The sequence below is a fragment of the Streptomyces sp. NPDC026062 genome, from assembly GCF_055568375.1.
In genome coordinates, this window is sequence record NZ_JBVHOQ010000012.1 from 186,255 (window position 1) to 212,572 (window position 26,318).

General features: G+C 70.6%; 19 protein-coding genes and 1 riboswitch. Of the genes, 14 read left to right on the forward strand and 5 right to left on the reverse strand.

Features of this window, described 5'->3' with window-relative positions; translation table 11 throughout:
- Nucleotides 1–15: 15 nt before the first annotated feature.
- Nucleotides 16–537 carry a hypothetical protein gene (locus ACZ4LX_RS14085; protein ID WP_467721180.1) on the forward strand — a complete coding sequence of 174 codons (522 nt, stop codon included), beginning with the start codon at nucleotides 16–18 and terminating at the stop codon, nucleotides 535–537.
- Here ACZ4LX_RS14085 and ACZ4LX_RS14090 read toward each other — a convergent pair.
- Nucleotides 500–2,710 carry a HelD family protein gene (locus ACZ4LX_RS14090; protein ID WP_467649671.1) on the reverse strand — a complete coding sequence of 737 codons (2,211 nt, stop codon included), beginning with the start codon at nucleotides 2,708–2,710 and terminating at the stop codon, nucleotides 500–502. The genes ACZ4LX_RS14085 and ACZ4LX_RS14090 overlap by 38 nt on opposite strands.
- A 522-nt stretch (nucleotides 2,711–3,232) precedes the next feature.
- Here ACZ4LX_RS14090 and ACZ4LX_RS14095 point away from each other — a divergent pair.
- Nucleotides 3,233–3,802 (forward strand): PadR family transcriptional regulator, encoded by a 570-nt coding sequence (locus ACZ4LX_RS14095; protein ID WP_467649653.1) that lies wholly within the window; start codon nucleotides 3,233–3,235, stop codon nucleotides 3,800–3,802.
- Nucleotides 3,789–4,574: an SGNH/GDSL hydrolase family protein gene (locus ACZ4LX_RS14100; protein WP_467649654.1), complete on the forward strand. Its 786-nt coding sequence runs from the start codon at nucleotides 3,789–3,791 to the stop codon at nucleotides 4,572–4,574. Before ACZ4LX_RS14095 ends, ACZ4LX_RS14100 begins: the two co-directional genes overlap by 14 nt.
- Nucleotides 4,575–4,669: 95 nt before the next feature.
- Here ACZ4LX_RS14100 and ACZ4LX_RS14105 read toward each other — a convergent pair whose 3' ends face one another.
- Nucleotides 4,670–5,101, reverse strand: coding sequence for a DUF6083 domain-containing protein (locus ACZ4LX_RS14105; RefSeq protein WP_467649655.1), 432 nt, complete (start codon nucleotides 5,099–5,101; stop codon nucleotides 4,670–4,672).
- A gap of 243 nt (nucleotides 5,102–5,344) precedes the next feature.
- On the opposite strand from ACZ4LX_RS14105, the gene ACZ4LX_RS14110 reads away from it, so the two are divergent.
- From ACZ4LX_RS14110 to ACZ4LX_RS14145, 8 genes are all read left to right on the forward strand, one after another.
- On the forward strand, nucleotides 5,345–5,848 hold the full coding sequence (locus ACZ4LX_RS14110; protein ID WP_467649656.1) for a hypothetical protein: 504 nt from the start codon (nucleotides 5,345–5,347) through the stop codon (nucleotides 5,846–5,848).
- On the forward strand, nucleotides 5,848–7,236 hold the full coding sequence (locus ACZ4LX_RS14115; RefSeq protein ID WP_467649657.1) for a hypothetical protein: 1,389 nt from the start codon (nucleotides 5,848–5,850) through the stop codon (nucleotides 7,234–7,236). The genes ACZ4LX_RS14110 and ACZ4LX_RS14115 overlap by 1 nt, the downstream gene beginning before the upstream one ends.
- The gene (locus ACZ4LX_RS14120) at nucleotides 7,233–8,708 is read left to right on the forward strand and encodes a VWA domain-containing protein (protein WP_467649658.1); all 1,476 of its coding nucleotides are present in this window, start codon (nucleotides 7,233–7,235) and stop codon (nucleotides 8,706–8,708) included. The genes ACZ4LX_RS14115 and ACZ4LX_RS14120 overlap by 4 nt, the downstream gene beginning before the upstream one ends.
- Nucleotides 8,709–8,892: 184 nt before the next feature.
- Nucleotides 8,893–10,005, forward strand: coding sequence for an ATP-binding protein (locus tag ACZ4LX_RS14125; protein WP_467649659.1), 1,113 nt, complete (start codon nucleotides 8,893–8,895; stop codon nucleotides 10,003–10,005).
- Complete coding sequence (locus ACZ4LX_RS14130; RefSeq protein ID WP_467649660.1) at nucleotides 10,002–12,800, forward strand: DUF5682 family protein; 2,799 nt, start codon at nucleotides 10,002–10,004, stop codon at nucleotides 12,798–12,800. The genes ACZ4LX_RS14125 and ACZ4LX_RS14130 overlap by 4 nt, the downstream gene beginning before the upstream one ends.
- Before the next feature lie 415 nt (nucleotides 12,801–13,215).
- Nucleotides 13,216–13,401, forward strand: a riboswitch (cyclic di-AMP (ydaO/yuaA leader).
- A 3-nt stretch (nucleotides 13,402–13,404) separates the two neighbouring features.
- The gene (locus ACZ4LX_RS14135) at nucleotides 13,405–14,283 is read left to right on the forward strand and encodes a transglycosylase SLT domain-containing protein (RefSeq protein WP_467649661.1); all 879 of its coding nucleotides are present in this window, start codon (nucleotides 13,405–13,407) and stop codon (nucleotides 14,281–14,283) included.
- 284 nt (nucleotides 14,284–14,567) lie between these two features.
- Complete coding sequence (locus tag ACZ4LX_RS14140) at nucleotides 14,568–15,647, forward strand: NAD(P)H-dependent amine dehydrogenase family protein (RefSeq protein WP_467649662.1); 1,080 nt, start codon at nucleotides 14,568–14,570, stop codon at nucleotides 15,645–15,647.
- Nucleotides 15,644–16,123 (forward strand): carboxymuconolactone decarboxylase family protein, encoded by a 480-nt coding sequence (locus ACZ4LX_RS14145; protein ID WP_467649663.1) that lies wholly within the window; start codon nucleotides 15,644–15,646, stop codon nucleotides 16,121–16,123. Before ACZ4LX_RS14140 ends, ACZ4LX_RS14145 begins: the two co-directional genes overlap by 4 nt.
- 154 nt (nucleotides 16,124–16,277) lie before the next feature.
- On the opposite strand, the gene ACZ4LX_RS14150 is transcribed toward ACZ4LX_RS14145, so the two are convergent.
- Nucleotides 16,278–17,921, reverse strand: a complete 1,644-nt coding sequence (locus ACZ4LX_RS14150) for a GMC oxidoreductase (protein ID WP_467649664.1) — start codon at nucleotides 17,919–17,921, stop codon at nucleotides 16,278–16,280.
- A gap of 191 nt (nucleotides 17,922–18,112) precedes the next feature.
- Between ACZ4LX_RS14150 and ACZ4LX_RS14155 the strand changes: the two genes are divergently transcribed.
- Entirely contained in the window at nucleotides 18,113–18,301 is a 189-nt protein-coding gene (locus ACZ4LX_RS14155; RefSeq protein ID WP_467649665.1) for an antitoxin, read from the forward strand.
- 328 nt (nucleotides 18,302–18,629) lie between these two features.
- Here ACZ4LX_RS14155 and ACZ4LX_RS14160 read toward each other — a convergent pair whose 3' ends face one another.
- A complete protein-coding gene (locus tag ACZ4LX_RS14160) occupies nucleotides 18,630–18,800 on the reverse strand; it encodes a hypothetical protein (RefSeq protein ID WP_467649666.1) in 171 nt (56 codons plus the stop codon).
- 133 nt (nucleotides 18,801–18,933) lie between these two features.
- Here ACZ4LX_RS14160 and ACZ4LX_RS14165 point away from each other — a divergent pair, with 133 nt between their 5' ends.
- Entirely contained in the window at nucleotides 18,934–21,495 is a 2,562-nt protein-coding gene (locus ACZ4LX_RS14165; protein ID WP_467649667.1) for a SpoIIE family protein phosphatase, read from the forward strand.
- Nucleotides 21,496–21,619: 124 nt separating this feature from the next.
- Here ACZ4LX_RS14165 and ACZ4LX_RS14170 read toward each other — a convergent pair whose 3' ends face one another.
- The gene (locus tag ACZ4LX_RS14170) at nucleotides 21,620–22,945 is read right to left on the reverse strand and encodes a geranylgeranyl reductase family protein (protein WP_467649668.1); all 1,326 of its coding nucleotides are present in this window, start codon (nucleotides 22,943–22,945) and stop codon (nucleotides 21,620–21,622) included.
- A 604-nt stretch (nucleotides 22,946–23,549) separates the two neighbouring features.
- Between ACZ4LX_RS14170 and ACZ4LX_RS14175 the strand changes: the two genes are divergently transcribed.
- Nucleotides 23,550–26,144 (forward strand): SpoIIE family protein phosphatase, encoded by a 2,595-nt coding sequence (locus ACZ4LX_RS14175; protein WP_467649672.1) that lies wholly within the window; start codon nucleotides 23,550–23,552, stop codon nucleotides 26,142–26,144.
- Nucleotides 26,145–26,318: the final 174 nt, after the last annotated feature.

Genomic DNA, 26,318 nt, shown 5'->3' on the forward strand with positions numbered 1-26,318 from the left:
TGAGGAAATCGTGCCGTGCGTACGGGACCATGGAAGCGGCGGAGTGGATCGGTGGGAATGGTCGGGCGGCTGTGGGCGGCCGGTGAGATGCCCTACGAGGACGCGCTGTACCGGCCGGACGACGCCGGCCTGGAGGTGCATGTCGAGGGTCCCGGGGCCTACCACCCGGACGCCGGCAGGCCGATCCCGTTCCGCCTCGGAGGGCCGGTCGACGTGGCCCGGCTCATCGGGGAGAGCGGGACCACCGAGGTGGACCCCCACTTCGAGAGCCCGCTTCCGGACGGAACGGGATGGATGCGCGGCGGCGGCAGCGGGATGGGCAACGTCGGCTACCTCGCCAGGCTCGGCAGCGACCGCTCCTTGCGGTGGGTGGCCGTCATGCGGAAGTCCAACCCCTTCGTGGGAGTGCGCTACGAGGGCGCGACCGCCGTTTTCACCCATGAACTGGAGAAACCGGCCGCGCCTCGACCTCACCGACCCCGTTCTCGCGTGAGCGGGCTCAGCGCAGTGCCTCGGGCAGTGCCTCCCGGTGGATGATGCCCAGGCGCTGAGTGGCCCGGGTCAGCGCCACGTACAGGTCACTGGTCCCGAACAGGGCGGGCTCCACGACCAGTACATGGTCGAATTCGAGCCCCTTGGCCTGCCGGGGGTCGAGCAGGACCACCGGATGGGTCAGATCGGGCTCGGCGCCGGCCGTGACGCCCTCCAGCGGAGCACTGATCTCCTCGTGGAGCGCCCGGGGCGCGATCACCGCGAGTCGTCCCTCCTCGGGCGTCAGCTCCAGGACCGCGCGGGCCACGGTGCCCGCCAGGTCGTCCCCGGCCTCCCTCAGCCACGGCGTCTCGCCGGTCGACCGCACCGAGGCGGGCGGCTCGAAGGAGGGGTCGTGGGCGCGCAGCACTCCGGCGGCCAGCTCCATGATCTCGGCGGGCGTACGGTAGTTGACCTTGAGCGAGACATGCTCGAAGCGGTCACCGACATACGGGTCAAGGATCCTCTCCCATGAGCCGACGCCGGCCTCCTCCGAGGTCTGCGCGGGGTCGCCGACCAGGGTCATCGAACGGGTCGGCGAGCGGCGCATGAGCAGCCGCCACGCCATCGGCGACAGCTCCTGCGCCTCGTCGACGATGATGTGCCCGAACGCCCAGGTGCGGTCGGCGGCGGCGCGCTCGGCCGCGCTGCGGTGATCGGCCTCTTCCTGCCGCTCGGCCATCCGCTCGGCGTCGATGATGTCGTGGGCGGCCAGGACCTCGGACTCCTCGTCCTCGAACTCGAACGACTCCGAACCCCTCGACAGCTCCAGGACGCCCTGCGCGTACGCGATCCGCTCCTGGCGCTCGGCCTCCGCGGCCGCCCGCTCGGCACTGTCGTCGACGCCCAGCAGCTCCGCCGCCTCGTCGAGCAGCGGCACATCGGCAGGGGTCCACCGTCCCTCGCCGGGCGCGCGCCGGATCGCCTCGGCGTCCGCCTCCGGTACGTGGACGGGATCGGCCAGGTAGTCGCCGAGGAATCCCTCCGGAGTGAGCGGCGGCCACAGCTCGTCGACGGCGCCGTGCACCGCCCTGCTGACGGCGACGCCCTTGCCGAGCTGCGCGATGTCGTCGGGGCCGAGGAGGTTGGGACCGCCGTACGGATCGGCCCCGATGCGCTCCGTGAGCTGTGCGGTGAGGGCGTCGATGATCCGGAACGCGAAGTGCGGGCGGGCGAGGTTGTGCGGCAACAGGGTGTCGCGAGCCGCCTGCCGTGCCTCGTAGGCGATCTCCCAGTCGAGGATCAGGTCCCCGTCGTCGTGCCGGATGACCAGCGGGGCACCGGGCTCGGGCAGCACCTGCCGGTCCCGCACGGCCAGGGCGAGTGCCTCGGCCATCGGCGTACCGCCCTTGACCGCGGCGGCACGGGGAGTGTCGGTCCCGTCGGCGTGGACCCCGGGATAGAGCTCGGCCTGCGTGGCGAGCAGCACTCCGGTCTCGCCGAGCGCCGGCAGTACTTCGCCGATGTAGCTGAGGAAGGCCGGGTTGGGGCCCACGATCAGGACGGCACGCTTGGCGAGCAGCTCACGGTGCTCGTACAGGAGGAAGGCCGCCCGGTGCAGTGCCACCGCCGTCTTTCCGGTACCGGGCCCGCCCTCGACGACGAGTACACCGCGGTGCGGGGCGCGGATGATGCGGTCCTGCTCCGCCTGGATGGTCCGCACGATGTCGCCCATGCGGCCGGTGCGTGCCGAGTTCACGGCCGCGAGCAGTACGGTGTCGCCGCTCGGGTCCTCGAATCCGGTGCGCTGCCGGTCACCGACGTCGAGGATCTCGTCGTGCAGCTCGGTGACGGAACGGCCCTCGGTGGTGATATGTCTGCGCCGGCGCAGACCCATGGGCGTGTGACCGGTGGCGAGGTAGAAGGGGCGGGCGACCGGCGCACGCCAGTCGATCAACAGGGGCGTGTGCGCGGTGTCGTCCTCGCGGATTCCGATGCGGCCGATATGGTGCGCGGTGCCGTCGGAGAGATCGATGCGACCGAAACACAGTGAGCCGTCCACCGCATTCAGGGCGGCCAGCAGACCCGAGCGTTCGGCGACGAGAACATCGCGTTCGAGACGGGCCTGCAACCCGTTGCCGACCGGCGTCAGAGCGTCCTCCACATGCTGAGCGGCGATCCCGCGCAGCGCGTCGACACGGCCGTACAGCCGGTCGATGAATTCCTGCTCCTTTTGCAGTTCATCGATTTCCCGAGTTGACAACATTGCTCCCTGACGGATATGGTGCTTCTTAGTGGCCCCCCTTGAGGGGCCTTTTCTGTGAGTGCACAGAAAGAATCAATATACCCGGGAAAGCCTCCACTCCACAATTGTGGAACGGAGGCTTTCTTGCGCTGTCCGTCAAGAGTTGGGCCACTGGAATCCTGGCTTTCCCTCAACCGCTGCGAGCCCTCTGTCCCGGGTCCTCCGCGTCGGGGCGCCCGTGCTGCCCCGGGCGGCGAACCGGTGTCCGTTCGGGGGCCGGGTCCGCCCGCCGCCCCGGTCGTGCCCGCGTGAGCGCGTCCGGCTGTGCGAGGTCACCGGGGCCCTTGATGTGCCGGCGCGGCGGCTCACCCCCGAGATGGTGAGCCGCCTGTGACCGTGAAGCAGGTCGAGTGCTCAAGCTTGTACGTAAGGATTTGACTAGTCATATTCTTGAGTACGATGGGTTGCGGCCGGTGTCACCGGTCCCGACGGGCGCGAGAGGGAGGGGCTGCTTCGATGGCCTTGCGACATGCCGTGCTGGCGGCGCTGCTGGACGGTGAGTACAGCGGATACCAACTGGCGAAGGCGTTCGACATCGGCGTGGCGAACTTCTGGCACGCCCTGCCCCAGCAGCTGTACACCGAGCTGGCCAGGTTGGAGAAGGAAGGGCTGGTCGTGGGCCGGCAGGTGGTTCAGGAGACCAGGCCCAACAAGCGGCTCTTCCGCGTCACCGACGCCGGGCGGGAAGAGCTGGAGAAGTTCGCCGCGACACCGTCGAAACCTTCGTTCATACGCGACGATCTCCTCGTCAAGGTCCAGTCCGCCGACCGCATCGGCACCGCGCGGGTGATCGAACAGCTCGAAGACCGCGTGTCCGCCGCCGAAGCGAAGATCGGGCTTCTCGACAAGCTGCTGCGGCAGATGCGCGGAGACGCCGACGAAGACGCGTTCCTCCGCCACGGTGACCGTATCGGTCCTTACCTGACGTGCCTGCGCGGAGTCGCGTTCGAACAGGGCCACCGGGACTGGTGCCTGCGGATCGCGGCCGTGCTGCGGGAGAGGCAGTCGACCCATGCCGAACGGTGAGTACCTGCGGTACGTCGCGCTGGGCGACAGCCAGACCGAAGGGGTCGGCGACGGGGACGACACCGTCGGCCTGCGCGGCTGGGCCGACCGGCTCGCCGAGCAGCTCACAGCTGTCAACCCCGGTGTCCAGTACGCCAATCTGGCCGTCCGCGGACGTATCGCCGGCCAGGTCCGCGCCGAACAGCTGGAACCCGCACTGGACATGCGCCCCGACCTGGCCACCGTCGTCGCAGGGGTCAACGACCTGCTCCGGCCGAGGTTCGACGTCGTCGCGGTGGCCGGGCAGCTGGAGGAGATGTTCGCCGCGCTCACGGCCGCCGGGGCGCAGGTGGCGACCGTGACCGTTCCCGACGTGGCAGAGATCGCGCCCATCGCCCGGCCGGTCAGGTCCCGGGTCCTGGAACTCAACACCCACATCCGCGCCGCGGCCGCCCGCCACGGGGTCGCGGTCGCCGAAACAGCCCTGCACCCTGTCGCCACCGATCCACGGCTGTGGAGCACGGACCGGCTGCACGCCAGCCCCCTCGGTCACGCGCGGATCGCCGCTGCCGTCGCCCAGGCCATCGGCCTCCCCGGCAGCGACGACGCCTGGACACACCCCCTTCCGCCCCACGCGCGCCCCAGGGGGCTGGAGGCCGCAGGCGCCGAACTGCGCTGGGCCGCCGGGTTCCTGGGCCCATGGCTGGGACGCCGCCTGCGCGGCCGGTCGTCCGGCGACGGCCGTACCGCCAAGCGTCCGCAGCTTCTGCCGCTGGGCGCCGGTCCACGCTGATCCGGGGCGCGCAAGGGCTGTCCCGCCGCCTGACGGGCAGGAGCCGTACGTCCGCCGGGCCGCGTGACCGAGGTGGCCGCAGGAGCCGGGCACCCTCAGCAGGCGTCGGGCGGGTCCTGTTCGTCCGGGAGCTCGAACAGCCGCTGTGCCCGGCGCTCGTTCCTTTGCCGGAGACCGGTGACCCACGCGGGGGCGTCCTCACGGGCGAGACAGGGACAGACGGAGCGGTGCGCGATGCGGCACCGGGCACCGGGCAGCGGTTCGGCGTCCCACAGGTTCATGGCCCTGCCGTCCGGGGTGAGGTGCCAGCGCCGGCGCGGCGGGACCGTATGGGCGGCCACGAGGACGTGCGGTTCCAGGAGGACCCAGTGGCCGTCGTAGTGGGTCGCGCGGCGGTCCTGGGCGAGGCCGCAGTGCGGGCAGTAGGGCGGGGCGGGCGGAGGCGGGGCGGTGGCGCCTTCGAGAGCCGCCTGCGTCGCGTCGTCGGGTCGGTCCGGACCGGTGGCGGAATTCTCGATGTCCCCCATACTCCACAGGGTCCATACGTGCCGTTGGGTCCGGTAGGCCGCGATTCGGCCGTCCCGGGCCGGAAGAACCCGCTCTGTGCGCCGCCACGCACCGTACGGAGAACGGACCGGAGCCGGCGGCACCGGTCCGGCCGTCCTGTCCCGAGTACGTGAGCCACCGGCGTTGTCAGTGGTCGCGCGTAGGTTCAGTGGTGTTCCGCCGATGTGGCGCGGACACCCCCTCGGTGCATAGGAGATGGTGCGTTGTCGGACTGGGAGAGGTCGAGCACGGCGCGGGTGACAGCCCCCGCGCGACCACGCAAACTGGCCAAGGTCCCGTTCGTCGAGCTGGCCGACGGGCGCCTGCAGGGCGTCGTGTCGAGCGGTTCGGACATCGGGCGGGTCTACGTCTCGTCGGTCGCCGCCGGCGCGTACGCGTTCGCCTGCAGTACCAACAACAACAGGCCCTGCGGCGGCGCGCGGGGTTCGTTCTGCAATCACATCAAGGCTCTGATCAACGAGGCGGTGCTCCAGTACGGCGCCGCGCGTGTGGCCGGCTACCTCAAGGTGGAGACCGAGGACGAGGAGCCGAGCGCGCAGAACATCACAGCCCGCATGAGCGGGACCTGGCCCTCGCAGGGGGACACCGAGGAAGCCGCCCCCGTCTTCAGCCGCTTCCTGCGCCATCTGGCCTACCTCGAACTCGGGCCGAGCACCTCGCCGTTGCCGGAGATGCAGTGGTTCCCGCCGACCAGGACGGTGGCGTGATGCGTACCGATCCGCTCCTCGAAACCGTTCCGGGGCTCGACGAGGCCTTGACGGCCGTCGACCTCTTCGACCAGGCCCTCACCGAGGGTCTGCTGCGCCCCCGGCCCGACCGGGCTGCCGGACTGGCCGAGTTCGCCCACGCCGTCGCGGGGACGCCACTGGCCACACGAGTCGCCGAGGCGGCCGGGAGGACCGCGGACGGATCCGCGGACGAGGACGACTTCGTCGCCCTCGCAGCCGCCCGCACCGCGCTGCTCGGCTCCGTCCACGACGCGCTGATGAGCCGCGTCGAGGAAGCCACCGGCAGACCGGGCGGCGGGGCCGCCGTACCCGCACCCGAGGACCGGACCCCGGTGAATCTGCTTGCCGCCGCTCGCTCCTGGCTCGCCGATCTGGCGCGCGCGGGCTGGCACGGAATGGACCACGACATCGTCGCGGGGGCGGCGCCCGTGGTCTCCGCGATGCTCCCGGACCCCGCGCTGCGACGGCTCGCGATGCTGCTGGACGGATTCCTGGCCGAACTCGCGGCGTCCTGCCCGGGTGGGCACACGGAACGGGTGCCGGCGCGCCGCTGGGCCGACCTGTGGTCACGCGCGCTGTTGCTGACGCTGCCCGGTGCGGCGGAGGCGTCCGTGACGGACACGGTCACCGGACGGCTCCTGCCCCTCGGCGTCGACCTGCACGAACACCCCACCGCCGCGCAGGCCCAGGTCCACGCGGTGTTCGAGCCCGCCGACGGCAGCGCACCCCGTCTGGTGCGGGCCGCCGTCGCGGCGCCCAAGCCCGACACGGTGGTCGGAGCGGGCCTCTGGCAGCTGCTCCGGCCGCACATGTCCCTTCTGACAGCTGCCGGTGAAGGCCGCTCGATGGATCTCGACGCCATGCCGGTCACCGCTGAGGGCGATCTGATCTGGAGCGACGCGCACGCACGCCGGGGAGAGCCCGCCGACGCCTTCGTCTCGGCCCGGGTCGCCCTGCCCGCTGCCACCGCCGCGGTGACGGCACCGCTGGACCGCCATCCGGCACGCATCGCCGTGCCGGTGTTCCTTGAGGGATACACCGTGCAACAGGGCGAGGGCGCACTGACGTTCACCGTGGCCGGCCATCCACTGGAGGTCGACACCGACCGCATCCCGGCCGCCGGGCCGCTCACGCCGGAGGCCGTCGCCGGATCCGGCGCGTGTATCGCCCTGCTCCGCTGGGATGCCGGCGCCTACCGCCTCCAGCCCCTGGCCGTCGAGACGACCGTGCGGAAGAAGACCGTCGCGCTGCACGCCGGTGGCTGGGCCGGCGGCACCACGGACAAGTCCGGCGCCAAGGCCGAGAAGGCGGCCACCGACGCCGTGACCGTACTCAGGGAGCGCGCGGGAAGGCTGTTGCGGAAATGACGGAGTACATGACGGACCAGCCGGACCCGCCCGCCCTGCCCGCCCCGGCTGGGACAGGGCCCGCCGCGCCCGCGCCGACGCCGGACCCGGCCGTGTCGCCGCGCGCCCCCGAGGCCGATCCGCACGAGAACCGCCGTCAGGTCCTGTACTGGCGCCTCCTCGCCCGGCTCTTCGACCCCGAGGAGCAGCCCGCGCTGGAGTCGGCGAGCCTTGCCGTCGTCGAGGACCTCCGGTTGCCGTCCGCGCTGCTCGACCCGCAGACCTCGGTCGACTCGGTCGTGCAGCGCCACCCCGAACTGGCCGACGAGTTCGACGGCCTGATGACCCCCGGGACGGACGACGACGGCGCACGGGACCGGGCGGCGGAGGTGCGGAGGGCGGCGCTGGTGTCGAAGGTGCTCCTCAACGTCTTCTCCTCCGGCTCCGGCACGGTCACCGCCGGACAACTGGCGCGCTGGCAGTCCGATGCGGGCTGGCTGGAGCGTGCGCTCGGCTGCGCCCCCGGCGATCTGCGCGGCGGCCGCAGCGGGAGAGCGGGCTCCGCAGGCGTTCCGAGTCCCGGCCTCGCCCAGCTGATTCCCGCGATCGGGCCGGAGCTCGGCGCCCTCGAAGCCGACCTCGTCCGGCGGATGCACCTGCGCGAGGTGCTGGCCGACCCCGCCCTCGCGGCGCGGCTCAACCCCAGCATGTCGCTCATCGAGCAACTGCTCCAGGACAAGGACAACCTCTCGGGTATCGCCCTGGCCAATGCCAAGGCCCTGATACGCCGCTTCGTCGACGAGGTCGCCGAAGTACTGCGCACCCAGGTCGAGAAGTCGACGGTGGGAGCCGTGGACCGTTCCGTCCCGCCCAAGCGGGTGTTCCGCAATCTCGACCTCGACCGCACGATCTGGAAGAACCTCACCAACTGGAGCCCGGAGGAGGAGCGGTTGTACGTGGACCGCCTCTACTACCGGCACACCGCACGCAAGACGACACCCCAGCGGCTGATCGTCGTCGTGGACCAATCGGGCTCGATGGTCGACTCCATGGTGAACTGCACCATCCTGGCGTCGGTCTTCGCGGGACTGCCGAAGGTGGACGTCCACCTGATCGCGTACGACACCCAGGCGCTCGACCTCACCCCCTGGGTGCACGACCCCTTCGAGACCCTGCTGCGCACCAAGCTCGGCGGCGGCAACGACGGTCCCGTGGCGATGGCGATGGCCCGTCCGAAGATCACCGACCCCGCGGACACCGTGATGGTGTGGATCTCCGACTTCTACGAGTTCGACCGCTCCCAGCCGCTCTTCGAGGGCATCGAGGCCGTCCACCGTTCCGGAGTGAAGTTCATCCCCGTCGGCTCGGTCACCAGCTCCGGCCGCCAGGAGGTCAATCCCTGGTTCCGCGAGCGCTTCAAAGCCCTCGGCACGCCGGTCATCTCCGGCCACATCCGCAAGCTCGTCCACGAGCTCAAGACGTTCCTCGCCTAAGGGCTGTCCCGGCAACCGGGGGCATCACACGTCAGTACTACACGCCCAGCCGCGGCGTTGCCGCGGTCCGGTCACCCCCCATGGCTCCGCGGACAAAGGGACCCCTTCGCGGCACAGCCGCACGCACCCGGAACCGCTCCTTCTTCCACCCACCAATGACCAGAACTCCTGGAAAGGGCCTCTCATGTCCGACCTGTTGCGCGCCCCCGCCGAGATCAAGTACGCCGAGGAACTGGCGTGGCTCGAGTCCGTCGACGACAACCCCAAGCCCTTCTCCTGGCGTCTCTCGCCGAAGATGGTCCGGCTGTTCATCCTGGGCTCCGAACGTGCCGACGGCCTCGACCGTGAGATCACACAGAAGTGGTACGGCGACCGGGGTTTCGTCGAGCGTTCCATCGTCACCCTGGCCTCCGACCGAGGCCTGCTGCTCATCGGCGATCCCGGCACCGGCAAGAGCTGGCTGGCCGAGCTGCTGTCCGCCGCGATCTGCCGCAACTCCACGCTGGTCGTCCAGGGCACGGCAGGCACGACCGAGGATCACATCAAGTACTCCTGGAACGTCTCCATGGTCATCGCCAAGGGACAGTCGCGGGAGTCCATGATCCCCTCACCGATCATGACGGCGATGGAGACCGGCGCGATCGGCCGCTTCGAGGAGCTGACCCGCTCCACCAGTGACGTCCAGGACGCGCTGATCTCGATCCTGTCCGAGAAGTACATCTCCGTTCCCGAGCTGGACAGCGACAGCATTGTCTTCGCCCAGCCCGGATTCTCGGTCATCGCCACCGCCAACAGCCGTGACCGGGGTGTCAACGACCTGTCGTCCGCGCTCAAGCGCCGTTTCAACTTCGTCCGCATCCCGGTGGTGACGAACAAGAAGAGCGAGGCGGAGATCGTCCGCTTCCGTACGGAGGAACTGCTGCGCCGGCACAGCATCGAGCTCGACGTGCCTCCGACACTCCTCGACGTGCTGCTGCAGAGCTTCGCCGACCTGCGGGCCTCGGCGGCCGCGGCCGGCAGCGACGACGAGAAACTGGAGTCCGCCCTGTCCACCGCCGAGCAGATCGGCGTACTGGAGGACGCGATCCTGCACGGCAACTTCTTCGGCGAACGCGATCTGACCGCCCGCACACTGGCATCCTCACTCGTCGGTTCCCTGGCCCGGCGCGATCCCGAGGATCTGGCCATCCTCAACAAGTACCTGCACGGTGTCGTCGAGCCCCGCAGCAAGGAAGAGGGCGGAGCCTGGCCCGAGTTCCTGGAGGGCGGCCGCGAGACGATCGCCACCCTGTCGTGACCGGCACGCACGAGCGGAGCTTCGAAGAGCTGCGCACCCAGTTGAGGGAGGCCGCCGCGACGTTCGCCGACGGACCCGACGCCCTGGAGTCCATCCTTCTCGGCATCGTCGACGACGTGGACCGTGCCGTGCGGGAGCCCCTGGAGATATTTCCCGTCTGCCATCATTCACCCGCCTCGGCGATCGCGATGGCGCGCCGGCTGCGGGAGAAGCGGCCGAAGGTGATCTACCTGGAGTTGTGCGAGGACATGGCTCCGCTCCTGGCCGAGCTGCGCAACTGCAGGCTTCCCGTGGCGGTCCAGGCGTTCGCGACCGAGATCGACGGGTTCCCGGCCGAATGGGCCCCGTTGTCGGTGGTCGCCCCGATCACCGAGGCCTCGGCCGAGTACCAGGCGATCGCCTACGCACTCGATACACCGGGCGTCGAACTGGTCCTCGTGGACCGTTCGTCGGACCATGTCCACCAATGGGACGCCCGGGCGGAACACCCCGACGACGGCCCGGAGCCGTCCGGTTCCGACACACCGCCCGCCGAGGAGGAGACCGCACTGCACGGCGACGCGGTCGGTGTGGGCATCGGTGACCTGCGGCCCCGCTTCGCCGAGCTGGAGGAGCACCTGCTGCGGCACGGCAAGGTGCGGCACTGGTCGGAGTGGTGGCACCAGTACGTGGAACTGCCGCTGGGTGAGGGCGACCACGACACCTACCGCCAGGTCATGCTTCTGATCGGCAGCCTCTTCCGCCACCTCGCTCCGGGCGACCCGCACCGGGTACGCGTGGACGAGGACCGCGAACGCCACATGTGGACGCGGATCCGCACCCACCTGGCCGCGAGCGGCACCGACCCCGCCGACGGTCTCTACGTCTGCGGTGCCTTCCACGCGGCCAGCCGCGTAGCGGAGTTCGGCGTCCACGGCAGCGACACCTTCGAGATCGCCCCGCGCACCGCCACCAAGTGGCAGCACGGACTGATCCCGTCCAGCCACGCGGCGATCGAGGCACAGTTCGGTCTGGTCGCCGGCTCGGTTTCGATCGCCGCGACTCTCTGGGCGAAGAACCTGCGGCGCACCCGCGTGGAGCCGTTCCGTCTGACCGGGCAGGCGGGCGGGAAGAAGCCGAGGGCCAGGAAGACCGTGCCCGCGCCGGTTTCGGGACCGGCGGCCGACCCCTCCGACAAGCTGTCCGGCTTCCTCCGGAAGCCGCCCGTCCTCGACCGGCTCGACGAGGCCGAACTGCTCGGCTGGTGCGTCGAGATCGTGCGCGCCGCCCGCCGCAACGGCTATCTCGCCTCCACCGCCGACGCCATCGCGGTGTTCGAGACGTCGATCCTGCTGGCCGGCATGCGCGACCGGGCCAGGCCGACGCCGTACGACTTCCAGGACGCGGCCGTCACCTGCATCGAGAAGGACACCGTGCCGGGGCGGCGCGATGTGCGCCGTCTGGTGGAGATCATGATGGGGGGCGACCGGGTCGGCCAGGTCGGCTACGACTCCCTCCCGCCGCTGGCCCGCGATGTGCACGACCGGCTCGCGTCTCTGGATCTCCGACTGGAGCAGCGCGGTGTGCGCAGGGCGCTCCTGGACATCGCCGCCCGGCCGGAGCTGGAGCGGTGTTCCGACGTCCTGTGGATACTGCGCCGGCTGATGCCACCGGGCGCCGCGAGGCCGATCATGGGCGAGCGGAGTCTGGGGGAGCGGTCGATCCAGGAGTCGTGGGACCTGGCGCTGGGCACCCACCAGCGGGCCCTCATCGAGCTCGGTTACGAGGGCGTCAGCATCGAACAGGTCCTGGAGCAGCGGCTGCGCCGCTCGGCCTACGCTCCGCAGGCCACCGCTGCGAGCGTGCTGGAAGCCGTCGAGGACGCGACGCTGTACCTGCGCAGCAGCCGCCTGGCCGACGAGCTGGGCACCCGCGCGCTGGAGGTGCTGGGAGCCGAACGCAACGTCGACGGGGCACCGGAGGTACTGCGCCGGGTGCGGCGGCTGCTGGCCTACTACCGCACCAGTGAGCCGGTCCTGCCGCCCTGGATCGAGTCCTTCGTCAAGGCCGGGTACGCGCACTACTGCACCCTGCTGCCCATGTCGTTCACCGACGACGACGCCACGGTCCGCCACGTCGCGGCGATGCTCGGCTTCCTCTTCAGCATGGAGAACCTGGCCCTGTCGCTCGGCTGTGACCGCGCCCAGCTCCAGCTGGCCCTGGCCCAGTCGCACCCCCAGGAGCCGTCGAGGACCGCGCTCCTGTGGGCGGCGCAGGTGCGGCTCGGGCAGCTCTCCCGTGCGGAGCTGCGGTCGCGGTGTGACGAACTGCTGGACAACCCCCTCGTGGTGCCCGCGTACCCGCGCTACCTCAGCGGCCTGGTCCACGCGCTGGAACCCGTACCGGGGCTCACGGACTTCGTGGTGGAGGCGGTGTCGCAGGCGTTCGGACGGTTGCCTGACCCGGTGCTCCTGCCCTGGCTGCCGACTCTGGTCACCACCTTGCGCGCGGGCGGTGCCGACCTGGCCCCCCTGCTCATCCGCGAGGCCGGACGGACCTTTCCGGGCCGTCTCGGGGCGCTCGACACATGGATACCGCCGTGGCGGGTGCAGCCGGAGGCGCCGGCGGCCGGCCGCCGGGAGGCCGCCCGCGGCTGCACGCTGCTCGCCGCGCACCCCGGGACCTGCGACGCGGTGGCGGCGCTGCTGGGCTGGGAAGGGACGTGGGAGGGCCCCGATTCCGGTGGGTCGGGCGTGGCCCTGGCGGACAGGTACCCGGACACCGCGGTGGCGCTGGAGGCGCTGCTGGCCGGCTGAGGTCAGGGGAGCGGCCTACGGATTCAGTAGGGGCCCGGCCCACCGCGTCACGCGGTGGGCCGGGCCCCTACGGGGTGCTGAGGCGCCGGCCTGCGCCGCACGGGCCGCGAGCCCCCAGCTGTCCTGTTTGTGCGACATGCCGGGAAGGTGTGACAGGTTCGCGAAAGCGGCTTGCCTGTGGCTCATGATCCCCGAAGGCGTGGCAAATCGCCCTTTTCGGTCACAGTGGTCGGCATCACGTTTTCGCCCCCCGACGCGGATCCGCGGACCTCGGTTCCCTGTCGCGCCAAGAAAGTTGCCCCGCCCCGGTGTGACCGGCGTCGCACATTTCCTTTTATTGATCTTGCGAATCAATTGTGATCACCAATTCCGGGCTTGTTTCGCCCTGCCTTTCTCGCTTACGGTCACCGTCAATCCGGATGGAACGCCGAATCCTGCCGCCGTCCGGTAACCCGACCACTTCACGTGCGGCAGGAGCGGGGGACCCAGGTTTGCCGCCGTTCCGGAATCCGGAACGGCTAGGGGTGAAGTCGCCATGTGCGGCCGGACATCTCCAGTCCGAACCCGACAGCTCACCTCGCAGGCGGCGGAGAGGAAAAGCGCCATGCCCTTCAAGGGTCAGCACAGCCGTTTCAAGTCCACCACCCTGACCCGCGGTTTCATCGCCGTGAGCGCGGGCGGAGCCGTTCTGGCGCTCCCCCTGATCGCTGCCGGGTCGGCTTCCGCCGCACCCGCCCAGGCGGTCGTCGCGAAAAAGGCCGCAGCCTCGACTTCCGTGTCGGTCAGGGAAATTGCCGCACAGGGGGCCAAGTCCTCCAGCTATTCCGTGGTCTCCGGTGATTCCCTTTCCAAGATCGCCCGGGGGTATTCCCTCAGCGGCGGGTGGGAGCGGCTGTACCAGGACAACCGGAGCGTGGTGGGCGACAACCCCGACCTCATTCACCCGGGCCTGAAGCTGACCATCGGCGCCAAGTCCTCGACTGCCGCCCCCAAGGCTGCGGCCAAGAGCGAATTCAAGGCGGACAACTCCTCCGCCGAGGCCTCGCAGCAGTCGGCCGACCGCGCCGAGAGCACCGACCGCGCCGACCGTTCGGAGCGGACGGCGGAGCCCGTCGCCATGGAGACCGTTGCGAGCGCCTCCACGCAGGCCGCGACGACGTACACCAACGACCTCGACGGCTGGATCAAGGAGTCGCTCGCCGTCATGGCCGAGAACGGTATCCCCGGCAGCTACGACGGCATCTACCGCAACGTCATCCGCGAGTCCTCGGGCAACCCGCAGATCGTCAACAACTGGGACTCGAACGCCGCCGCCGGCACCCCGTCCAAGGGTCTCCTCCAGGTCATCCAGCCCACGTTCGACGCCTACCACGTGCCCGGCACCTCGCTGGACATCCTGGACCCGGTCGCCAACATCACCGCAGCGTGCAACTACGCCGCAGCCACGTACGGCTCGATCGACAACGTCTTCGGGGCCTACTGAGCCACCCGAGGTCCCTCTCCCGCGCGGAGCGGTGACCAGGTGAAAGGGGCAGGAGGGAGCTGAAACGCTCCCTCCTGCCCCTTTTCCACGTGATCCGGCTCATGGGCCGTGACGTACGGATACCGCGCACCGCTCCCCGCGGGCGCCGGGCCGGACCCCGTACGGCCTCCGCCACAGCCCGGTCAGGCCGGCCGGTGAGTGGCGCCGGGCCCGGCCCGGCCCGCTCCGAACCCGGTGCGCGATGGCACTATGAACCTTTCATCCCGCGCGCTACCCTCCGCCGCATGATTTCCACGGTGGTCTGGGGTACCGGCAATGTCGGCCGCGCGGCCATCCGCGCCGTAGAGGCCCATCCGGCCCTGAAACTCGCGCACGTCATCGTCCACGACCCCGCCAAGGCAGGCCGGGACGCGGGCCGCCTGGCCGGCCTGGACCGCGATCTGGGCGTCGCCGCGACCGGCGACATCGACGCGGTACTGGCCACCGGCCCCCGAGCCGTCGTGTACGCGGCCTCCGGTGACATCCGCCCCGACGAGGCCCTGGCCGACATCACCAGGGCGGTGGCCGGCGGCGCGGTCGTCGTCACGCCGGCCCTCTACGCCCTCTACGACCAGCGCGGTGCCCCGCCCGAACTCCGCGAACCCCTGCTCGCCGCCGTCGCCGGCGGCGGCGGCTCGCTCTTCGTCTCCGGAGTCGATCCCGGCTGGGGCAACGACGTGCTGCCCCTGCTCATCAGCGGACTCGGCAGCACGGTCGACGCGATCCGCTGCCAGGAGATCTTCGACTACTCCACCTACGATCAGCCGGCCGCGGTCCGCGACCTGATCGGCATGGGACATCCCATGGAGTACGAGCCGCTCATGCTCGCGGCCTCCATCCCGACCATGGTGTGGGGCGGCCAGATACGGCTGATGGCCCGGGCCCTGGGCGTGGAACTCGACGACATCCGCGAGACCATGGCCAGGCGGCCCCTCGAAGCGACCGTCACCACCCGGACGATGGGCGAGTTCGGGGCCGGTACCCAGGGCGCGGTCCGCTTCGAGGTGCAGGGCATCGTCGAGGGTGAACCCCGCATCGTCATCGAGCACATCACCCGCATCCATCCGTCCTGCGCTCCGGACTGGCCGTCGCCGCCCGACGGGGCCGGTGCCCACCGCGTGATCATCGAGGGACGCCCGCGTATCGAGGTCACCGTCGAGGCCACCGACGAGGACGAGAACCGGTCGGCGGGCGGCAACGCCACCGCGGTCGGCCGGCTGGTGAACGCCGTCGACTGGCTGGTGGAAGCGGAACCCGGACTCTACGACGCGCTCGACGTCCCCCTGCGTCCCGCAGCCGGCCGACTCGGAAGGAAGCAGCCATGATCATCGACATCCCCGAGGGCCAGGAGCCGATCGGCTACGTATGGGGCGACATGGTTCCCGGTATCGGCATGGCCGCCGCGAACTTCTCCCTGTCGGTGTACCAGCACACGACGCTGGGGCTTCGGGAGTTCGAGGCGGCCAGGCTGCGCGTCGCGCAGATCAACGGCTGTCTCTTCTGTCTGGACTGGCGCACCGAACGCGACGGTCAGAAGGTCGAGGAGGAGTTCGCCGGTGCGGTGAGCGACTGGCGCGACACCGATGCCTTCGACGACCGGACCCGGCTGGCGGCCGAGTACGCCGAGCGGTACGCCCTGGATCACCACGGCCTGGATGACGCCTTCTGGGCCCGGATGACCGCGCACTACAGCCAGCACGAGATCGTCGAACTCAGTATGAGCATCGGCTCCTGGCTCGCGTTCGGCAGGCTCAACCATGTGCTGGGTCTCGATGCCGTGTGCGTGCTGCCGGGGCACTGAATCCGCCTGCCTGCCTGCCTGCCTGCCTGCGTGCCTGCCTGCCGGACGAACGGACCGGGTCGTGGCGCGTATCCAGCAGGAGGCCCGACCACTGCCTCCTACTGGACGGTTCGCCCCATGGCACCGCCGTCACGGGCCGGTCGAGGGCCCGCTGTCACAGGTCGGTGGCGATGATCTTCTCGATGTTCCGTTCGGCGAGCGCGGTGATGGTGACGAACGGATTGACGCTGGTGTTGCCGGGGATCAGTGCGCCGTCGATGACGTACAGGCCCGTATAGCCGTGCAGGCGACCGTAGTTGTCGGTGGCCCTGTTCAGGACCGCGCCGCCGAGCGGGTGGTAGGTGAGGTGGTCGCCCCAGATCTTGTAGACGCCGAAGAGGTCGGTCCGGTAGATCGTCCCCTCCTTGGCGTTGATCTTGTCGAAGATTGTCTTCGCCATGTCGATGGAGGGCTGTTTCCAGGCGGTCTGCCAGTTCAGATCGACCTTGCCCGTGGCGGCGTTCCAGGAGAACTGGGCACGGTTCGGATTCTTCGTGATCGACAGATAGAACGAGGCGAACGTCTCGATCCCGGTCGGCAGCGGTGCGACCTCGGCGAACGCACCCCCGGCGGCCCAGTTGTCGATGCCTCCGCAGGGGATGCTGGACTGGACCGCGCCGGTCGCGTCCCACACGTGATTGGCGCGGCCGCACATGACGTTGCCGTTGTCGCCCCAGCCCCTGCCGATCTCGTCGTTCAGAGCGGACAGCGCGCCCGTGGCCTTCAGCCGGGTCAGCAGCTTGCTCGTGCCGACGCTGCCGGCGGCGAAGAACACCTTGTCCGCGGTGACCGTCTTGGTGGTCGCCACGCTTCCGTCGGTGCGGAGTTCGTCGATGACGACGGTGTAGCCGCCACCCGTGGCCGGTGCGACCGAAGTCACCTGGTGCAGAGGCGAGATGGTGACTTTTCCGGTCGCCCGGGCCTCGGCGAGGTAGGTCTTCTGCAGGGACTTCTTGCCGTAGTTGTTGCCGTAGAGGATCTCCCCGTCCAGCGCCGACTTGGGTACGGTGCCGGCCGCCTCCTGCTCCATGTAGTCCCAGTCGTACACGTCCGGCACGAACACGAACGGGAAGCCGGAGCGCTGGGCGTGCTTGCGGCCGACCCGGGCGTACTGATAGCAGTCCACGCTGTCGAACCATGCCGGATCGACGGTGGCGACCCCGAGCCCGGAGTTGGCGCGTGGGTAGTACGTCGCGTACATCTCGTCGGCGTTCACCGAGGGGAGGATCGCACCGAAGTTCTCGCGCCTGGGCGTCACCGCCATTCCGCCGTTGACCAGCGACCCGCCGCCGACACCCCGCCCCTGGTAGACGGTGATGCCGCTGAAGTCCTCGGCATCCAGGATGCCGGTGTAGCGGGGGATGGCCCGGTCGATGGGGAAGCCGAGGAAGTTGCTGAGGGGCTGCTTGGACTTGGTGCGCAACCAGTACGAACGGCCGTCCGGACTTGTCGTGTTGGCGAAGATCTTCCCGTCCGCCCCGGGGGTGTCCCAGGCCATTCCCATCTCGGCCATGTGGACGGGGATTCCCGCACGGGCGAGCCGCAGGGCGGCGACGGAACCCCCGTACCCGGTGCCGATCACCAGGACCGGGATGTGGTCCCCACTGCCGAGGGTGGCGGTTGCCCCGGTGGTACGTGCCTGGGCCGAGGCGGCGTTCCCCGAGAGTGCCGCTGCTCCCAGTATGGAACCTGTTCCAGTGATGAATCTGCGTCGCGAGACACCGCTCGATCCCTTGTGGGGTAAGCTCGAAGCCGTCATGTGACGTTCCTCACTTTCGATCGAATGGGAACGAGTTCTACTGGCGTCCGCGCGAGAAGTCACTACATACCTGTGGGTAATTTCCGGGCCCCGAACGGCTGTGGCCGGTGGCGGGCCGTCACGTCCCGGGGTGCGACGGCGGGGTATCGCGTGGATGCTGGGAGGGTCAGCGCTCCGTCAGGAGGAAAGTCATGAGCATGCTCGACAAGATCAAGGGCCTGATCAAGGGCCATCCTGACCAGGCCCGCCAGGGAGTCGAGAAGGGTGGCGACTTCATCGACAAGAAGACGGGCGGCAAGCACAGCGGTCACGTCGATTCCGCCCAGCAGAAGCTCAATGACCAGATCGGCGAACGCCGCCCGCCCACCGGCGAGCAGTAGAGCGCCGGAACCCTCCAACAGGCCTCCGCCCGTTCGGGCGGAGGCCTGGGGTTCGTTGTGCCCGGGGTCTGTTGGACAAGCCCACTTCCGGGGGTCTGTTGGACAAGCCCGCTTCCGGCGGCGCGGGCGACGCCGGGCCGCAGCGGCGCCGATCTCAAATCGACGGCAACGCCGGGGCGGCGTCCGAGGGTAGGGCTGCGGTGTGAGGGTGGGTTCAGGGCGCGGGACGGCCACGGCGCGGCGGCAACGTCATGGCCCGGTTGGGGCCCGGTCGCTGCCGCTCCGCCGTTGCCGTCCCGCGGATCGCGCAAGTGCGTTCACTCTGGGGTCAGTTGTGGCCGAACTTCCGTTCGCGCTTGTGGGAGACCTGCTCGGAGATCGCCTTCACCGCGTCGGGTTCGGGGTTCGAGTCCGTCTGTGTCTTGGTCTCGGTGGCCGCGGCGTGCTCATGACCCCCGGTTCGGGCACCGCGATTGTGCCGGCTCTGCTTCTTGCCCATGATCTGCCTCCTCGCGGATGTCGGATGATGGGTCGCCTCCAGGCTCACACAGAAGAGCGAAGGGTGCATTTCGGCCACCGGCACCTCGCTCTCTGAAGTGCGCGGCACAGCGGCCGAGGAGCATGCTGGCTGTGTGACCTGGTACGGCGCTGCCCGGCGTATCCCGCTCAACGCGAGCGGCGGTCTTTCCGGGGGACGGGACAACGGCCGGGCGCCGGACGAACTGTCTCTGGTGCTCGCCCAGGCTGTCGTGAACGCGATCGAATCCGCCGGCGGACAGGCGGGCGGCGTCTACCTGACCTCCCTCACCCCGGGGCTCCTGCGGCTGGCCGTGCTCGCGGGGCTGCCGGGATCGCTGTTCCGTCCCTGGTGGCGGATGCACGTGAACCGCCCGTTCCCGGTCGCCGAAGCCTTCCGCTCGGGCCACGCCGTGCACCTCGCCGACGCGGAGGAGGCGATGCGCCGCTTCCCGCAGCTCATGGCAGGCCTGCCCTTCCCCTTCGGCTCCCTCTATGTCCCGGTCATCAGCGGGGACAGACCGGTCGGGGTCCTGGTCGTCATGCGCCCGGCGACGCCCGGGAAGCCGGTGAGCACAGCCGACCGGCGCAGACTCCGGAGCGTCGCCGAAGGACTCGGCTCCGCGCTGGCCGGACTGGAGTCCGCGGGGACGAAGCCGGAGTGGAACGAGGAGCCGCTTCCCGTTCAGCTTCCGGCAGGCAGTTCGCCACCCGTACGGATCGGCCGCTTCGACTGGGACCTCGCAAGTGGCGCCGTCGACGCGGACGACGAGCTGTGCGCCATCCTGGGCACCCGGCCGGAGGAGTTCCCCGGAACCGTCGGAGCGCTGGCGGCACGGCTGGCTCCGGAGGACGTCCACGGGCTGTGGGCACTGGGGCGCCAGGCCGTGGGCTCGGGCGGGGCGGTCGTCCGCAGGATGCGGTTGCGCGGACCAGACGGACGCTCGCACCTGCTGGAGATCTCCGGCCGCACGGAGAATGCCGCGGACCCCGGCACCACCACCCGTCTGACGGGGTTCCTGGTGGACCTCGGGATCGGCCCGGTCGTCGCGGAGGCCGCCGACCGGCTGCCGCGCTGCATCTTCTCCCTCGACCGCTTCGCCCGTATCACCTACGTCAACCACCTGGCCGAGGAGATCCTCGGGCACACCCGGTCCGAGCTGGTCGGACGGGTGCTCTGGGAGGCCCTGCCGTGGTTCGCGAACCCCGCCTACGAGGACCACTACCGTGCCGCCATGCTCTCCGACGCCCCGGTCCACTTCCTTGCCAGGCGCACCCCTCCTCCCTGGCTCTCGGTCTCCCTGTACCCCGGTCGCGACGGCCTCTCCGCCGTACTCACCCCCACCGAGGAGCCGGTCTACGCGCCGGGTTCCGTCGTCTCACCCGGGCTGGGCCTCGGCTCCCCGGCCGACCGCTCCGCCGCGCTCTACCGGCCGGTCGCCCTGGCCATCGCCCTCACCGAGGCGGTCACCGCCAGGCAGGTCTCCGCAGTGGTCACCGAGGAACTGCTCCCCGCCTTCGGAGGACGCCAGCTCGCGATCTACCTGCTGAAGGAGCGACACCTCTACCTGGAGTGGGAGACCGGCTTCCCCCACGGCTTCCTCGACCGGTTCGACGGCGTCGCCCTCGACGCCCGCATCCCCGGCGTCGAGACACTGACCACCGGCCGTCCCATCTTCTTCGAATCCATGCAGCGACTGGCCGCCGCATACCCCGGCATTCCCATGGAGACGGACGTCGGCGCACGCGCCTTCCTGCCCCTGATCGCGTCCGGACGGCACGTGGGCTCCTGCATCCTCGGCTTCGACCAGCCGCGCGGCTTCAGCCCCGAGGAGCGTACGGTCCTGACCGCCCTCGCCGGCCTGATCGCGCAGGCACTGGAACGGGCCCAGCGCTACGACACCGAGGCGGCCCTGGCCCGTGGACTCCAGGACGTCCTGCTTCCCCACGGGCTGCCCGTCGTCATGGACGGCGTCGACACCGCCGGCCGCTATCTCGCCGGTACCCAGGGAATGGACGTCGGCGGCGACTGGTACGACGTGATCGAGACCGGCGGGAAGCTCGCCCTGGTCATCGGGGACGTGCAGGGGCACGGAGTCACGGCGGCCGCGACCATGGGCCAGCTGCGCAGCGCGGTGCGGGCCTTCGCGCTCAGCGGGCACGATCCGCAGGAGGTGATGAGCGGCACCAACCGGCTCCTCATCGATCTCGACCCCGGGCTGTTCGCCAGCTGCTGCTACATCGTCATGGACCCGGCCAACGGCAGCACGCAGGCCGTCCGGGCCGGTCACCCGCAGCCCGTGGTGCGCCGGCCCGACGGCACGGCCGAGGTCATGGACCTGCCGGGCGGCATCGTCCTCGGGATCGACGCCGAAGCGTCCTACCCGGTCGCCGATCTGCACCTCGCCCCCGGCGAGATGCTCGCGCTGTACACCGACGGCATGGTCGAGGAGTCGGGGACGGACATCGACGTGGGCGTCGAGCGGCTGCGCAGTACGATCGCCGATTTCGGACCGGCTTCCCTGGCCGAAACCGCCGACCATGTGATCGGCCGTGCCAGGCAGGCGGCGGACCGTCCCGACGACATCGCCCTGCTTCTCGCCGCCCGGTGGCCCCGGGCGTTCTCCCCACCGCCTCCTGACCCGCCACAGGTGGCACCGGGCGCACCGGCCGGGTGACCCGGTGCCACAGGCGCACCACCCCCGGTGACCCGGCCGCACGGCATCGACGAACCGCGCACGGACCTGGTCCCGCGCGCGTCCGTGCAGGCACCGGTCCCCTCCGGTGCCGTTGGGCGGTCGCTCAGCGCCGGTGCGCGTTCGGGGCGGGGACGAGACGCACCGCGGTGTTCAGGACGTGGTCGATCACATCGCGCGAGGGCTTGTCCGTGAGGTTGGTGAGCAGCCGGGCCAGGGTGTTGAGGAGGAACGGGGAGCCCAGCACATAACGGTTGAGTACGGGCTGGAAGCCCGAACGGCTGAATACCAGGTCCGCGGCCGTGTTGCCGAGCCGGTAGTAGCTGCCCCAGCGGCGGTTCATCTCGACCGGGTAGTGATGGAGAGCCCTCTCCCGCCTCGGCCCCGTGGGCAGGGCCAGTGCCAGCGCGGCCGCCTCGGCCGCGACCTCGCCCGCTTCCAGGGCCTGACCGATGCCCTCACCGTTCCAGGGGCTGATCATGCCGCCCGAGTCTCCCACCAGCAGGAGCCCCCTGGTGTACAGCGGATGGCGGTTGAAGCCCAGCGGCAGCGCCGCGCTGCGGACCGGACCCTCGGCGTTCTCCTCGCGCAGCCCCCACGCCTCGGGCGTCCGGGCCAGCCACCGGTCGAGGGCGGCCCGCAGGTCGGCCTTGCCGTGGCGGCGGTGGGGGATCGCGCCGAGGCCCACGTTGACGCGGCCGTCACCCATCGGGAAGATCCAGCCGTACCCCGGCAGATAGCGGTCGCTCCGGGGATACCGGAGATCGGCCCAGAGCTCCAGGAACTCCTCCCGGGAACGCTCGGGGCTCCGGTAGTAGCGGCGGGCCGCCGTGGCGATCTGCCGCTTGGTGTCCCGCTCCAGCCCCATCGCGAGGGCGAGCCGCGCCGAAGCGCCGTCCGCGGCGATGACGAGCGGCGCGCGGTGCACGACCGCCTCTCCCGCAACGGATTCCGCCGTGACCCCGGTGATGCGGCCGGCCCGGTCGGTCACGGGTTCCGTCACCTTCACGCCGGTACGAAGCCGGGCCCCTGCCGCTACCGCGTGGTTGGCCAGGATGTCGTCGAAGTCGTGGCGGCTCCGCGTGAGGCCGAAGTCCGGATAGCCGCCCAGTGCGGGCCAGTCGATCTGAACCTGCCGGCTCCCCGTCACCCAGCGCATCCCACGCGAGCGCGTCCAGCCCGGCGCCTTGATGTCGACGCCCATCCGGATCAGCTGGTGCACCGCGCGCGGGGTCAGGCCGTCACCGCACACCTTCTCGCGGGGAAACACGGATTTCTCCAGCAGCAGCACGTCGACGCCCGCCCTGGCGAGGTGGAAGGCGGCGGACGAGCCGGCCGGGCCCGCCCCCACCACGATCACCTGAGCCTCCTCGGACAGGCCGGGGGCGGAGCTTTCGTCCGGGGCGGACCGGTCTGCGTGCGCTTCCCGCATGGGAACCCTTTCCTGGTACGGCCGGCGACCGCCCGCGGACGGTGACCCTGTACACCGACATCCTGCCGGTTCACCCCACTCCGCGGAGGGTGATCAACACCCCGGGACCCGAAGGCAGTCGGAACCTCTCCGGAACGCGCCTCGGGGCCGCACGGAGTGCGGCCCCGAGGGGAACGGATGAGCGGAGCGCGAGAGTCAGTACGGCAGCGGGCGTCCGGACGGAGTGCGCAGATCGAGCGGCGGCGGCCGGGACGGAAGTGAGGGGCGTCGGACGATCCTGATGCGGCCCACTGGTACCACCTCCTGTCGGTAATCCGTCATATGCCCGCACCGTGCGCCGTTCACACGTCCGGCGGTCATGAACGCGCCCAGTCCCGGACGGGCGGCCACGGCGAATCGTGTTAAACCTGAAGATGTGGGTGGTACAGGTCGATTCCGGACGCGATTTCACCACTCCGCCCGGCAGCCGCATCGGCAGGCTGAAAGACCCCCGGGCGGTGGCGAGCGTGCGACCTCCGGCCGGGACCCCGGGCGGTCCTCACGCGGCGCTCGGCTGCGCTCCCTTCTGAGCGTCCACTCGGTGGCCGGCCAGGTGTTCGTCCTCATGCTGGGCATCGTGACGCTGCTCGTCGTGGTGGCCGTCGTCGCCCTGCTGGTGCAGGGCAGACGGGACAGCATGCACGAGGCGAGGACCCAGTCGCTGAGCGTCGCGGAGACCTTCGCCCACGCGCCCGGAGTAGCGGCCGCCCTGGACAGCCGGGATCCCACAGCCGTCCTGCAGCCCCGGGCCGAGGAGGTCCGGCGCAGCGCGGGCGTGGAGTACGTCGTCGTGGCCGGGACCAACGGCATCCGGTACACCCACCCCGACATCGCACTGATCGGGAAACACATTCTGGGCCCGTACAAAGAGGTGCTGGAGGGCGAGACCATCACGCGCACCGTCAACGCCAGCCGGGGACTCGCGGTCAACTCGGTGGTGCCCGTGGAACGGCGCGACGGCACGGCCGCCGGGGTGGTGTCGGTCGGCATCAAGGTCGAGACGGTGAACAAGCTCGCCTACCCGAGCATCCCGCTCGCCCTCGGCTCCGCAGTGGCCGCACTCGCCCTCACAGCGGGTGGCGCGGGTCTGGTGAGCCGCCGCCTGAGCCGGCAGACGCACGGCCTCGGGCCGGCCGAGATGACCCGGATGTACGAACACCACGACGCGGTGCTGCACGCGGTCCGTGAAGGCGTCCTCATCATCGGCGCCGACAGCCGGCTGGCCCTCGCCAACGACGAGGCCCGCCGGCTCCTGGAGCTGCCCCCCGGCGCCGAGGGCCGCGAGATGACGGAGCTGGGACTGGACCCCCGCACCGCGCAGCTGCTGGCCTCCGGGCACATCGCCACGGACGAGGTGCGACCCGCCGGGAAGCGGCTGCTTGCCGTCAACCTCCGCCCCACCGGTGAACGCGGCGGTCCGCCCGGCATGGTCGCCACCCTTCGGGACACCACGGAACTGCAGGCTGTCACGGGCCGGGCGGAGACCGTGCGTGAGCGGCTGCTGCTCCTGTACCGGGCGGGGGCCCGCATCGGCACGACCCTCGACGTCACCACGACCGCGCAGGAGCTGGCAGAGGTGGCCGTGCCGGAGTTCGCCGACTGCGTGACCGTCGACCTCGCCGACTCCGTGCTGCGCGGGGAGGAACCGGAGACACCGGCCGGAGACGTGATGGACATGCGCCGCACCGCCGTGGGCGGCGTCGGCCCGGGGCATCCGCTCTACCCGCTGGGCCGCGTGGTCGGCTTCGTGCCCACCAGCGCCGAAGGCCTCGGCAGCAGCGGCGGCCACACCTGGGTGGTGCCCGACCTGACCACGTCCCAGCAGTGGCGCCGGGCCGACCCCGAGCAGGCCGCGCGGATCCTCGCGTACGGATTCCACTCGCTGCTCTCCGTGCCCCTGCACGCGCGCGGGGTCATTCTCGGCATGGCGAACTTCTGGCGCGCGCAGAACGAAGCCCCCTTCGACTCCGAGGACCTGTCCTTCGCCGAGGAACTGGTGGCCCGGGCGGCGGTCAGTGTCGACAACGCCCGGCGCTACACCCGCGAGCACGAGATGGCGGTGACCCTGCAACGCAGCCTGCTTCCGAGCGGCCTTCCCGAGCAGAACGCCCTCGACGTCGCCTACCGCTATCTGCCGGCCCAGGCAGGGGTGGGCGGGGACTGGTTCGACGTGATCCCGTTGTCCGGCGCCCGGGTCGCGCTCGTCGTCGGGGATGTGGTCGGGCACGGTCTGCACGCCGCGGCCACCATGGGCCGGCTGCGTACCACGGTGCACAACTTCTCCACACTGGACCTGCCGCCGGACGAACTCCTCGGCCATCTCGACGAACTCGTCGGCAGGATGGACCAGGACGAGGGGTCCACCGGCGGAGGGATCACCGGGGCCACCTGCCTGTACGCGATCTACGACGCGGTCACCGGACGCTGCTCGGTGGCTCGGGCCGGCCACCCCGGACCGGCCCTCGTCCTGCCCGACGGCACCGTGGAGTTCCCCGACATCCCGGGCGGTCTCCCACTCGGGATCGGTGGCATGCCCTTCGAGGCGATCGAGATGGAGGTGCCCGAGGGCAGCCGTCTGGTGCTGTACACGGACGGTCTGGTGGAGCGCCGCGACCGGGATATCGACGAGGGTCTGGCAGAGCTGCGGAACGCCCTGGCAGGACGCGACCGCACGCCGGAGGAGACCTGCGACGACGTGCTGGAGGCCCTGCTGCCCGCCCGCCCGGGCGATGACGTCGCCCTGCTGGTCGCCCGCACCCGCACTCTGGACCCGGCGCGCCGCGTCCAGTGGCAGGTGGAACCGGACCCCGCAGCCGTCGCGGGCGTTCGCAAGGAGGCGATCCGCTGGCTCGCCGACCAGGGCCTCGACGAGGAGGGATTCGTCACCGAACTGATCCTGAGCGAGCTCGTCACCAACGCGATCCGGTACGGCTCCGAGCCGATCAGGGTGCGGCTGCTGTACGACCGGGCGCTGATCTGTGAAGTGTCGGACTGCAGCAGCACCTCCCCGCACCTGCGCTATGCCGCGACGACCGACGAGGGCGGGCGAGGGCTGTTCCTGGTCGCCCAGTTCGCCGAGCGCTGGGGCACCCGCTACACCGAGCGCGGCAAGGTCATCTGGTCCGAGCAGACGCTGGACGGCTCCCCGCCCTCCGGCTGAGGGCTGTCCCCCGACAGGGCGGGGCCCGGCAGCAACTGCCGGGCCCCGCAGGGTTCGTTCACCGCGCACACGGCGTCAGGGGAAGGACACCACGTTCGACGGGACGGTGGTGGTGCCGGATGTGGGGGATCCGGTGTTGTTGATGACGTGTTCGTACTGGCCCTGGCCGCCGAG

Excerpts from the sequence above, each read along its gene's own strand:
- ACZ4LX_RS14095 (WP_467649653.1), top strand. The coding sequence starts at position 3,233 with ATGGCCTTGCGACATGCCGTGCTGGCGGCGCTGCTGGACGGTGAGTAC.
- ACZ4LX_RS14100 (WP_467649654.1), top strand. The coding sequence starts at position 3,789 with ATGCCGAACGGTGAGTACCTGCGGTACGTCGCGCTGGGCGACAGCCAG.
- ACZ4LX_RS14105 (WP_467649655.1), bottom strand. The coding sequence starts at position 5,101 with ATGGGGGACATCGAGAATTCCGCCACCGGTCCGGACCGACCCGACGAC.
- ACZ4LX_RS14115 (WP_467649657.1), top strand. The coding sequence starts at position 5,848 with ATGCGTACCGATCCGCTCCTCGAAACCGTTCCGGGGCTCGACGAGGCC.
- ACZ4LX_RS14120 (WP_467649658.1), top strand. The coding sequence starts at position 7,233 with ATGACGGAGTACATGACGGACCAGCCGGACCCGCCCGCCCTGCCCGCC.
- ACZ4LX_RS14125 (WP_467649659.1), top strand. The coding sequence starts at position 8,893 with ATGTCCGACCTGTTGCGCGCCCCCGCCGAGATCAAGTACGCCGAGGAA.
- ACZ4LX_RS14135 (WP_467649661.1), top strand. The coding sequence starts at position 13,405 with ATGCCCTTCAAGGGTCAGCACAGCCGTTTCAAGTCCACCACCCTGACC.
- ACZ4LX_RS14140 (WP_467649662.1), top strand. The coding sequence starts at position 14,568 with ATGATTTCCACGGTGGTCTGGGGTACCGGCAATGTCGGCCGCGCGGCC.
- ACZ4LX_RS14145 (WP_467649663.1), top strand. The coding sequence starts at position 15,644 with ATGATCATCGACATCCCCGAGGGCCAGGAGCCGATCGGCTACGTATGG.
- ACZ4LX_RS14150 (WP_467649664.1), bottom strand. The coding sequence starts at position 17,921 with ATGACGGCTTCGAGCTTACCCCACAAGGGATCGAGCGGTGTCTCGCGA.
- ACZ4LX_RS14155 (WP_467649665.1), top strand. The coding sequence starts at position 18,113 with ATGAGCATGCTCGACAAGATCAAGGGCCTGATCAAGGGCCATCCTGAC.
- ACZ4LX_RS14160 (WP_467649666.1), bottom strand. The coding sequence starts at position 18,800 with ATGGGCAAGAAGCAGAGCCGGCACAATCGCGGTGCCCGAACCGGGGGT.
- ACZ4LX_RS14170 (WP_467649668.1), bottom strand. The coding sequence starts at position 22,945 with ATGCGGGAAGCGCACGCAGACCGGTCCGCCCCGGACGAAAGCTCCGCC.
- ACZ4LX_RS14175 (WP_467649672.1), top strand. The coding sequence starts at position 23,550 with ATGCTGGGCATCGTGACGCTGCTCGTCGTGGTGGCCGTCGTCGCCCTG.